6 protein-coding genes and 3 tRNA genes are annotated in these 8,602 nt (G+C 72.9%); 2 read left to right on the top strand and 7 right to left on the bottom strand.

Annotated features, from left to right (window positions below; translation table 11 throughout):
• Nucleotides 1-110 precede the first annotated feature (110 nt).
• Nucleotides 111-185: transfer RNA gene (locus tag E1283_RS26145), tRNA-Asp, on the bottom strand.
• Nucleotides 186-264: 79 nt separating this feature from the next.
• The gene (gene hrpA, locus E1283_RS26140; RefSeq protein WP_132820610.1) at nucleotides 265-4,326 is read right to left on the bottom strand and encodes an ATP-dependent RNA helicase HrpA; all 4,062 of its coding nucleotides are present in this window, start codon (nucleotides 4,324-4,326) and stop codon (nucleotides 265-267) included.
• A gap of 131 nt (nucleotides 4,327-4,457) precedes the next feature.
• On the opposite strand from hrpA, the gene E1283_RS26135 reads away from it, so the two are divergent.
• Complete coding sequence (locus E1283_RS26135) at nucleotides 4,458-5,609, top strand: ABC-2 transporter permease (protein ID WP_132820609.1); 1,152 nt, start codon at nucleotides 4,458-4,460, stop codon at nucleotides 5,607-5,609.
• A 13-nt stretch (nucleotides 5,610-5,622) separates the two neighbouring features.
• Here the strand turns inward: E1283_RS26135 and E1283_RS26130 are convergent.
• From E1283_RS26130 to E1283_RS26120, 3 genes are all read right to left on the bottom strand, one after another.
• Nucleotides 5,623-5,696 (bottom strand) — tRNA-Phe (locus E1283_RS26130).
• Between the two features lie 4 nt (nucleotides 5,697-5,700).
• Nucleotides 5,701-5,775: transfer RNA gene (locus E1283_RS26125), tRNA-Asp, on the bottom strand.
• Between the two features lie 145 nt (nucleotides 5,776-5,920).
• Complete coding sequence (locus E1283_RS26120; RefSeq protein WP_132820608.1) at nucleotides 5,921-6,436, bottom strand: hypothetical protein; 516 nt, start codon at nucleotides 6,434-6,436, stop codon at nucleotides 5,921-5,923.
• A gap of 160 nt (nucleotides 6,437-6,596) precedes the next feature.
• Here E1283_RS26120 and E1283_RS26115 point away from each other — a divergent pair, with 160 nt between their 5' ends.
• Nucleotides 6,597-7,466 carry a helix-turn-helix domain-containing protein gene (locus E1283_RS26115; protein WP_132820607.1) on the top strand — a complete coding sequence of 290 codons (870 nt, stop codon included), beginning with the start codon at nucleotides 6,597-6,599 and terminating at the stop codon, nucleotides 7,464-7,466.
• Here the strand turns inward: E1283_RS26115 and E1283_RS26110 are convergent.
• Both E1283_RS26110 and E1283_RS39990 read right to left on the bottom strand, forming a co-directional pair.
• Nucleotides 7,429-7,812 (bottom strand): nuclear transport factor 2 family protein, encoded by a 384-nt coding sequence (locus E1283_RS26110; protein WP_132820606.1) that lies wholly within the window; start codon nucleotides 7,810-7,812, stop codon nucleotides 7,429-7,431. The two genes, E1283_RS26115 and E1283_RS26110, sit on opposite strands and share 38 nt — an antisense overlap.
• A gap of 587 nt (nucleotides 7,813-8,399) precedes the next feature.
• Nucleotides 8,400-8,602: hypothetical protein (locus E1283_RS39990; RefSeq protein WP_425086230.1), on the bottom strand; the 203-nt coding region annotated here is incomplete at its 5' end.

Raw genomic sequence — 8,602 nt, 5'->3', positions numbered from 1 at the left:
CCCTCGTACTGCGCTTCCCCCTTGCCCCCCTGCTTACCCCGCTCACGGCACACGGAAAAGCCCGGATCCCCTCTGGGGGATCCGGGCTTCCGGTTTCCTTACAACTACTGCGGTCCTGACGGGATTTGAACCCGCGGCCTCCACCTTGACAGGGTGGCGAGCACTCCAAACTGCTCCACAGGACCTCGTCGCGAGCGCGACTCTACCCCAGATGGCGGGCGCGTAGCGAATCGCCTCCCGCGCCCCGCGGCACCTGCTTCCGCGTCAGGGCGCCAGCGCGTCGACCGCCTTCACGATGCGCTTGTCGGAGATCGGATACGCCGTGCCCAGCGCGTGCGCGAAGTAGCTGACCCGCAGCTCCTCGATCATCCAGGGGATCTCGGCCGCCTTGGCCGGCACGGGGCGGCCGGGCGGGAACTGCTCCAGCAGCCAGGCGTACTCGTCGCGCATCTCGCGCACCTTGGCCATCCTGGCCCGGTCCCGCTCGGCGTGCTGCGGCAGCTGCTGCAACCGCCGGTCCACGGCCGTCAGATAGCGCAGCAGGTCCGGCAGCCGGCGGGCGCCGTGGCGGGTCACGAAGCCGGCCGGCACCAGGCCGGCCAGCTGCTCGCGGACGTCCGCCGACGACTCGGCCAGCACCGGGCTGGTGATCGACCGCAGCCGCCGCTCACAGGTGCCCCAGGCGAGCAGCACCTCGCGCACCCGGCCGAGGATCCGCAGCGTCAGGTCGGTGATGTCCGCCCGCACCGCGTCGAAGAGCTTCCGGAACCCCTCCTCGTCCCACGCGGGGCCGCCGTGCGCCGCGACCAGCTGGTCGGCGGCCGCGCTCACGCAGTCGGCCAGCAGCGCCGGCACGCCGCCGTGCGGGGAGCTGGCCAGCGCCAGCTTGGCCGCGTTGTCCAGCTGCCGCTGCGCGAACTTGGCCGGATCCGACGGGAGGTTGAGCAGGATCAGCCGCCTGGTGCCGCGCGCCATCGCCGCGCGCTGCTCGTCCTCGCTGTCGAAGAGCCGCACCGCGACCGAGGAACCCTCGTCCACCAGCGCCGGGTACGCCTTCACCGGCTGGCCGCCGCGCCGCGTCTCGAAGACCCGGTCCAGGGTGCCGATCGTCCAGGAGGTCAGGCCGGTGCGGGGACCGCCGCGCGGCTCGGCCGCACCCGCCGCGGCCCGGCCGGCCACGCCGCCGGCGGTCGGACCGCCGGCACCGGCCGGCCCGCCGGCCGTGGCCTGGCTCGCGTCGCTCGGCCCGGCGGCCCGAGTCGTCGCGGTGGTGAAGGCGCGATCGAGCGCGGCGCGGGCCATCGGCCGCAGCCGCTCCCTGAGCGCCCCCAGGTCCTTGTCCTCCGCGTTCCCCGAGACTTTGCGACGGCGTTCGTCCACGCCGCGGAAGGTGATCCGCAGATGGTCCGGAATCCGGCTCTCGTCGAAGTCGTCCGGGGTGACCCGGATGCCGGTGAGCCGGGTCAGCTCCCTGGCCATCGCCACCCGCAGCGGCTCGCCGGTCGGCTCCTGGCCCACCTCGGCGAGGAACCGCCGTGCCACGTCGGGCGCCGGAACGCAGTGCCGCCTGATCGGCTTCGGGAGCGACCTGATCATCTCGGTCACCAACTGCTCCCGCAGCCCCGGGATCTGCCAGTCGAAGCCGTCGGCGGTGATCTGGTTCAGCACCTGGAGCGGCACGTGGACGGTGACGCCGTCCGCGTCGGTGCCCGGCTCGAACTGGTAGGTGACCCGCAGCGAGAGCCCGCCCTGCCGCCAGGTGTCCGGATAGTCGTCCTTGGTGATCCGCCCCGCCCGCTCGTTGATGAGCATGGACTTCTCGAAGTTCAGCAGGTCGGGCTCGTCGTGCCGCTTCTTCTTCCACCAGGAGTCGAAGTGCGCGCCGGAGACCACGGACTCCGGCACCCGCTGGTCGTAGAAGTCGTACAGCGTCTCGTCGTCGACCAGGATGTCCCGCCGCCTGGCCCGGTGTTCCAGCTCCTCGACCTCGGCCAGCAGCCGGCGGTTGTCGTGGAAGAACTGGTGCGAGGTCTTCCAGTCGCCCTCCACCAGCGCGTTGCGGATGAAGAGGTCGCGGGAGATCTCGGCGTCGATCCGGCCGTAGTTGACCTTGCGCTGCGCCACGATCGGCACGCCGTAGAGCGTGACCCGCTCGTACGCCATCACCGCCGCCTGCTTCTGCTCCCAGTGCGGCTCGCTGTAGGTGTGCTTCACCAGGTGCTGGGCCAGCGGCTCGATCCACTCCGGCTCGATCCGCGCGTTCACCCGGGCCCACAGCCGGGACGTCTCCACCAGCTCGGCCGACATCACCCAGCGCGGCGGCTTCCTGAACAGCGCCGAGCCCGGGAAGACGGCGAACTTCGCGCCCCGGGCGCCCAGATACTCGTGCTTCTCGGTGTCCTTCAGGCCCAGGTGCGACAACAGGCCCGCCAGCAGCGACTGGTGGACGCGCACCGGGTCGGGCGCCTGCTCGCCGCCCTCCTTCACCTCCACGCCGACCGAACGGCCGACCTGGCGCAGCTGCGCGTAGATGTCCTGCCACTCGCGTATCCGCAGGTAGTTCAGGAACTCGGTGCGGCACATCCGGCGGAACGCCGAGGAGGAGAGGGCGCGTTGCTGCTCGCGCACGTACTCCCAGAGGTTGAGCAGTGCCAGGAAGTCGGACTCCTCGGCCGGGCCCTCCCGGAACCGCTGGTGCTTGGCGTCCGCCTGCTGCTGCTTGTCGCTCGGCCGCTCCCGAGGGTCCTGGATGGAGAGCGCCGCGGCGATCACCATCACCTCGCGGCCGCAGCCGTTGCGGCCGGCCTCCAGCACCATCCTGGCCAGCCGCGGGTCGACCGGCAGCTGCGCCAGCTTCCGGCCCGTGTCGGTCAGCCTGGCGCCGGCCAGCGCGCCCAGCTCCTCCAGCAGCTGTACGCCCGCCTTGATCGAACGGTGGTCGGGCGCGTCGATGAAGGGGAAGCGCTCGATCTCGCCGAGACCCGCCGCGTTCATCTGGAGGATGACCGAGGCCAGGTTGGTGCGCAGGATCTCGGCGTCCGTGAACTCGGGGCGGGAGAGGAAGTCCTCCTCGGCGTAGAGCCGGACGCAGATGCCGTCGCTGGTGCGGCCGCAGCGGCCCTTGCGCTGGTTGGCGCTGGCCTGCGAGACGGGCTCGATCGGCAGCCGCTGCACCTTGGTGCGGTGGCTGTAGCGGGAGATCCGGGCGGTGCCCGGGTCGATCACGTACTTGATGCCCGGCACCGTCAGCGAGGTCTCGGCGACGTTGGTGGCCAGCACCACCCGGCGGCCCGGGTGCGGCTGGAACACCCGCTGCTGCTCGCCGTGCGAGAGGCGGGCGAAGAGCGGCAGCACCTCGGTGTGCGGCAGCCGCCGCTTCTCCAACGCGTCGGCCGTGTCGCGGATCTCGCGCTCGCCGGAGAGGAACACCAGGATGTCGCCCGGGCCCTCGGCCTGGAGCTCGTCCACCGCCTCGCAGATCGCTGTCACCTGGTCGCGGTCCGGCGCCTCGGCCTCCTCCTCCAGGAGCGGCCGGTAGCGGACCTCCACCGGGTAGGTGCGGCCCGAGACCTCGATGATCGGCGCCGGCTCGCCGGCCGCGTCCGCGAAGTGCCGGGCGAACCGCTCGGGGTCGATGGTGGCCGAGGTGATGACGACCTTCAGGTCGGGCCGCCTGGGCAGGAGTTGGGCGAGGTAGCCGAGCAGGAAGTCGATGTTGAGGCTGCGTTCGTGGGCCTCGTCGATGATGATCGTGTCGTACTGGCTCAGCTCGCGGTCGTGTTGGACCTCGGCCAGCAGGATGCCGTCCGTCATCAGCTTGACCAGCGTGTCGTCCCTGGCCTGGTCGGTGAAGCGGACCTTGAAGCCGACGGCCTCGCCGAGCGGGGTGCGCAGCTCGTCGGCGACCCGCTGGGCGACGGTGCGGGCGGCGAGCCGGCGCGGCTGGGTGTGGCCGATCAGGCCGCGGACGCCGCGGCCGAGCTCCAGGCAGATCTTGGGGAGCTGGGTGGTTTTGCCCGAGCCCGTCTCACCGGCGACGATCACCACCTGGTGGTCGCGTATCGCGGCCAGGATCTCGTCCTTCTTCTGGCTCACCGGCAGCTGTTCCGGATAGCTGATGGTGGGCACGGCGGCGCGGCGCGCCTCGACGTGCGACTCGGCGGCGTCGAGGGCCTCGGCGATCTCGGCGAGCACGGCCTGCTGCGCGGCCGGCTTGCGGATGCGGCGCGCGCCGTCGAGGCGGCGGCCGAGCCGGCGCTGGTCGCGGAGGGTGAGCCCGGGCAGCCGGTCGGCGAGGGCTGAGAGGGAGGCGGGGTGCGTAGACATACGCACCCAAGCGTCTCACCTCGGCCCGGGCGGCGGCGAGCCGTTTCCCGTGCCGGGAGTGGCGGCGTCCGTGGCGCCCTCTTTGTAGCATATGACCCGCTTCGCGGGATCTTGGGGCATATCGTGGCCGGGTGACAGGCGCGACAGGGGCGACGCGGTGGCCCCGGCTGACCCGGGGGCTCGGCGGGCGCTGGCGCGCCTTCCGGCGCACGCCGTACTTCGCCGCCGCCGTGGTGTCGCTGCTCGTCGCCGCCTCGGCCGCGGCCTTCGCCGGCTGCTACACCTACGCGCTGGCCAACCCGACGCCGCGGCACATCCCGGTGGCGGTGGTCGGCCATCCTCCCCCGGCTGACGGCCCCCAGCCTGGCGGCTGGGAGGTGCCCCCAGGGCGGTGCCCCCAGGCCCAGGCCTGCGACTTCGTCGACGCGCTGGAACGGGGGCTGGGGGCCGACCTGAGCATCCACCGGTACGCCGACTATCCACAGGCTGTGGACGCGGTGGAGTCGCAGTCGGTCTTCGCGATCCTCCGCGGCCAGGACCGCCGTGTCGAGATGGACGTGGCCAGCGCCGCCGGTGCCACCGTCGCCGAACTGCTGACCAGGCAGGGCCCGCCGGCGGCAAAGGCGGCCGGCGTGAAGATCGAGGTCAGGGACATCAAGCCCCTCCAGTCCGGCGACCCGCGCGGCCTGGCGGTGTTCTACATCACCATCGCCGCGGTGATCATGGGCTTCCTCGGCACCGTCCAACTCGCCGTCAACGTGCCGGCGCTCCGCCCCGCGGAGCGGGTGGCCTTCGTGGTGGGCTACGCGGCGCTCGGCGCCCTCGCCATCGTGGCGGTGGTGGACTGGTGGCTGGGGGCGCTGGAGATGCCGGTGGCGCAGTCGTGGGGGATTCTGGCGCTCACCATGTTCACCTCCGGCATGGTCTACGCGATGTTCAACACCCTCTTCGGCCGTTGGGCGTTGCTGCCCACCTGGGGCCTGATGGTGATGCTGGGCAACCCCTCGTCGGGCGGCGCCGTCTCCTGGCCGCTGCTGCCGACCGCCCTCGGCGTCATCGGCCGCTGGCTCCCGCCCGGTGCCTCGGTGGACGCGCAGCACACCGCGATCTACTTCCCCGGGCACCAGCACGCGCGGCCGTACCTGGTGCTGGCCGGCTGGGCGCTGGTCTCCTGCGTGGTCTTCTGGATCCTGCGCGACCGCCGCCCCGGCGGCCGCCGGGGCGCGTCGAACGGGGCAACGGGAAAGAGCCCCGGCGGAGATGATCCGCGGGGCTCTTCGTGACGTTCAAGGAAGGTGGCTGGGGCCGGGGTCGAACCGGCGACCTTCCGCTTTTCAGGCGGACGCTCGTACCAACTGAGCTACCCAGCCGAAGCGGTCCTGACGGGATTTGAACCCGCGGCCTCCACCTTGACAGGGTGGCGAGCACTCCAAACTGCTCCACAGGACCCGGCTTGTCGCGACCCCCGACCGGCGGGGTGTTGTCGCTGGAGCAGCGTATCACGCGGAAAGCGGGCCCCTCGCGCGTTTATCCGCCGGTCAGACTCCCGGGCGGTGCGGCGGGCGGTGGCCCGCCGCACCTGGTGGGGGCGGGTTCAGCAGCCGCCGCAGTTGTAGTAGGTGACGTCCCAGTGGTTGCCCTCGCGGGCGTAGATGTTGCCGGAGCCCGACTGGTACTGGGCGGCGCCGTCGCCGCGGTAGCCGATGAAGGCGAAGTTGTTGGTGACGTAGGAGTTGACGCAGCTGTTCAGGGCGAAGTCCAGCTTGTAGCCGTTCCAGTGGCTGTAGGTCCCGCTGGCGTGGCCGGTCTCGGTGCCGCCCGTGATGTTGAGGGCGCAGCCGCTGGCCCGCCGCAGGGTCTGGGCGCCCTGCGCGGTGGCGAGGTTGAGCTGGTCGAACGAGGTGCACGTCGGGACGTTGCGGTTGGAACAGCCGCCGGAGGACGACCAGGTGACGCCGGCCGAGGAGAACATCGAGGTGGCCTGGGAGTGGGTGATCTTCGTCGCGAGCGGGGCGACGGCCGACGCCTGGGCCGCCGAGGCGGTGGCGGGGGCCGCGGTGAGCGCGGCGCCGGCGAGGGCGAGGGCGGCGAGGAGGGGGCGAACGCGCATGCGGGAGACCTCTTCCTGATGTCCTGGTGTCCTGATGTCGTGATGCGACTGCGTGCGGGCGCGCGTAACGGCGCTGTCTACGCGCGTCGCAAGAATGACATGGGCATGGCTTTCGGGGAAGGGGGTCGGGCGCCGGGAGGCGGGCGGCTAGGGTCGGCGCATGACCATCGCCGACCCCGTCCGGGGCACCCCGGAGGCACCCGTCGCACCGGACGTCCCCTTCGGTGCCCTGCTGCGGGACTGGCGCCGGCGGCGCGGGCTGAGCCAGCTCGAGCTGGCGCTGCGGGCGGACAGCTCGGCCCGCCACCTCAGCTTCCTGGAGACCGGCCGGGCCCGGCCGAGCCAGGCCATGGTGCTGCGGCTCGCCGACCACCTCGACGTGCCGGTGCGGGAACGCAACACCCTGCTGGTGGCGGCCGGCCACGCCCCCGCCTACCCCGAGACGCCGCTGCGCGACGCGGCCATGGCCCCGCTCCGGGCCGAGCTCGACCGGCTGCTGGTGGCGTACGAGCCGAACCCGGCGCTCGTGCTGGACGGCACCCACGACGTGCTGGCGGCCAACGCCGGCGTCCGGGCGCTGCTGGCCGGCGTCGACGAGGTCCTGCTGCGCCCGCCGCTGAACGCGCTGCGGATCACCCTGCACCCCCGGGGCCTCGCGCCCCGGATCGACAACCTCGCCGAGTGGCGCGACCACCTGCTGGGCCGGGTACGGCACCACCTGGCGCTGCGCTCCTCGCCGGAGCTGCGCGCGGTGTACGAGGAGGTCGCCGGCTACCCGGCGCCGGCGCCGGCGCGGGACGGGGTCGCGGCGGCCGGGTACGCGCTGCCGATGCGGATCACGGTGGCGGGCCGGCGGCTGTCCTTCCTGTCCACGGTCACCACGTTCAACACCCCGCTGGACGTGACCGTCTCCGAGCTCGCGGTGGAGACCTTCCTTCCCGCGGACCCGGAGACGGCCCGTGCCCTCCCGGAGTTGGTCGCGGAGACCGCCGTCACGCCTGCGGCGGCACCCGGTCGAGAAAGCCGCTGACCGTCCTGATCCGGCCGGCGTCGTCCAGAGTGGCCACGTCGAACCCGGCGACCGGTGCCGAGCCGTCGGCCGGGGCGACCAGGTCCCAGGTGAAGCGGACCAGGCCGTGGTGGCCGTCGGGGGTGCCGGTGACCCGGAACTCGAAGCCGGGGAACCGCTGCCGAACGTCGCCGATGAGGGCGGCCAGCGCGTCCTGGCCCCGGACGTCGGCCAGCGGGTCGGTGTACGTGACGTCCTCGGTGAACGCGGCGGCGACGGCCTTCGCGCGCTCCTCGGCCGTGGTGGCGTTCCAGGCGGCGAAGTAGCGCTGGACGACGGTCGGGTAGTCGGTCCCTCGATCGCTCATCGTGGGCTCCTCACGGGATGGGTCCCGGGCTCTCCGGGATGCCCCAAGACTTCCGCGGGCGGCGGGACGCGTCGATTACGCGCGAGGTAATGCCGGCGTCGCGCGGCGCGGCATCTCCGCCGCCGTGCCGCCGTGCCGCCGTGCCGCGGGGCAGCGCGTCGCCGCGGCGCTCGGCGGCCTTCTCCAACTCCCGGAACGTGAGCCCCGATCGCCCCGTCCCCGAGGCGGCAGTCGTCGAGAGAACCGGTCGCGGTGGCGATCCGGACGCGGCCGGGACCACACCTCCGACCTGCGCGGACGTCGTCCGGGTGTCCGGGTCTGTCCGGGACGGGCGGTCTCCGTTGCCGGACGCTCGGCGGGTCGGGAGTCTCGTCGTGACGGATGCGGCACCGCGGGAAAGCGGGCACCGCGCCGCGGCGTGCCGGGCGTGTGAGGGGGAGGACGGACGAGATGGGGACCGAGATGTCCGATGGCCTGTACTACCTGCCGGACGGCTTCCGCGAGGGCGCGAGCGGCAACGACGGCGCCGCCGAGGCGGCGGAGACCACCCGGCGCTACCTCGACCAGGCGACGCCCGACGCCGGCAGCTACGCGGGCGCCGACGAGTTCGTCGAGGCGGTGACGACCACCCGCGACACCCAGGCGCGCGGCGTCGCGCGGGCGGCGGACCCCATCGGCACCAGTCGCTGCTCGGCCACGGACTGGGACTCGGTGTACTTGAGTATCCCCTCCGCGCCGTGCCGCCTGCCGAGCCCGGAGTCGCCCATGCCGCCCATCGGCGCTCGGACGC

The sequence above is a fragment of the Streptomyces hainanensis genome, from assembly GCF_004348415.1.
Lineage (GTDB): Bacteria > Actinomycetota > Actinomycetes > Streptomycetales > Streptomycetaceae > Streptomyces > Streptomyces hainanensis.
Note: the sequence above shows the minus strand (reverse complement) of the source record. Positions and strands in the feature narration are given on the sequence as shown.